Source organism: Kitasatospora sp. NPDC057512 (assembly GCF_042802135.1).
Classification (GTDB): Bacteria; Actinomycetota; Actinomycetes; order Streptomycetales; family Streptomycetaceae; genus Kitasatospora.
Genome location: NZ_JBHVET010001173.1, coordinates 1 through 1,557 on the forward strand (window position 1 = coordinate 1; position 1,557 = coordinate 1,557).

Below are 1,557 nucleotides of genomic sequence, written 5' to 3' on the forward strand. Positions count from 1 at the left end.
GCGCACACGGGTGCGCACCCCGCCCCGGCCCATCGGCGGGCCCGTGCGACGGCATCTGTTCGGTATCAATTCGCCCAGGGCGTAGGGCAGACCTGGCGAAGAGGACGGAATCACGGGCCCGGCAGAGTACCGTCGGATAGCGAGACCGAGCGCCGTCGGCGTTGACGGTCCACAGCACCAGGCCCCGGAACCCCTGCGGGGCCCCTGGCGAAGGGGAAGCACCTCGTGGCACGCATCGGAGACGGTGGCGACCTGCTCAAGTGCTCGTTCTGCGGCAAGTCGCAGAAGCAGGTGAAGAAGCTGATCGCCGGCCCAGGCGTGTACATCTGCGACGAGTGCATCGACCTGTGCAACGAGATCATCGAGGAGGAACTCGCCGAGACCTCCGAGGTGCGCTTCGAGGAGCTCCCGAAGCCGCGCGAGATCTACGAGTTCCTGGACCAGTACGTGGTCGGACAGGACCTCGCCAAGAAGGCGCTGTCGGTCGCCGTCTACAACCACTACAAGCGGGTCCAGGCGGGTGAGGCGGGCCGCAGCGGGGGCAACGGCCGCGAGGACGCCATCGAGCTGGCCAAGTCGAACATCCTGCTGCTGGGCCCCACCGGCTCCGGCAAGACGCTGCTGGCGCAGACCCTGGCCCGGATGCTGAACGTGCCGTTCGCGATCGCGGACGCCACCGCGCTGACCGAGGCCGGCTACGTCGGCGAGGACGTCGAGAACATCCTGCTCAAGCTGATCCAGGCGGCCGACTACGACGTCAAGAAGGCCGAGACCGGGATCATCTACATCGACGAGATCGACAAGGTCGCGCGCAAGAGCGAGAACCCGTCGATCACCCGGGACGTCTCCGGCGAGGGCGTGCAGCAGGCCCTGCTGAAGATCCTGGAGGGCACCACCGCGTCGGTGCCGCCGCAGGGCGGGCGCAAGCACCCGCACCAGGAGTTCATCCAGATCGACACCACGAACGTGCTGTTCATCGTCGGCGGCGCGTTCGCCGGCCTGGAGCGGATCATCGAGGGCCGCGCGGGTGCCAAGGGCATCGGCTTCGGTGCCAACATCCGCTCCAAGCGGGAGTCGGACGCCAGCGACCACTTCCGCCAGGTGATGCCCGAGGACCTGGTGAAGTTCGGCATGATCCCCGAGTTCATCGGCCGTCTGCCGGTGATCACCAGCGTGCACAACCTGGACCGCGAGGCGCTGCTCCAGATCCTCACCGAGCCGCGCAACGCGCTGGTCAAGCAGTACCGCAAGCTGTTCGAACTGGACGGCGTGGAGCTGGAGTTCTCCCGGGACGCGCTGGAGGCGATCGCCGACCAGGCGATCCTGCGCGGCACCGGCGCGCGCGGGCTGCGGGCCATCATGGAGGAGGTGCTGATGTCCGTGATGTACGAGGTCCCCTCGCGCCAGGACGTCGCCCGCGTGGTGGTCACCGGAGACGTGGTCTCCAAGCACGCCATCCCCACCCTGGTGCCGCGCGACATGATCAAGCGCGAGCGCCGGGAGAAGAGCGCCTGACCCGAGGCCGACGCCACGAGGAGGGCCCCGCACCGGATCCGG

1 protein-coding gene is annotated in these 1,557 nt (G+C 68.3%); it reads left to right on the plus strand.

What is annotated here, in order from left to right; all coding sequences use genetic code 11:
* The first annotated feature begins 225 nt into the window (after positions 1-225).
* A complete protein-coding gene (gene clpX / locus ACFU6K_RS38645; protein WP_045696864.1) occupies positions 226-1,515 on the plus strand; it encodes an ATP-dependent Clp protease ATP-binding subunit ClpX in 1,290 nt (429 codons plus the stop codon).
* The last annotated feature ends 42 nt before the right edge of the window (positions 1,516-1,557 follow it).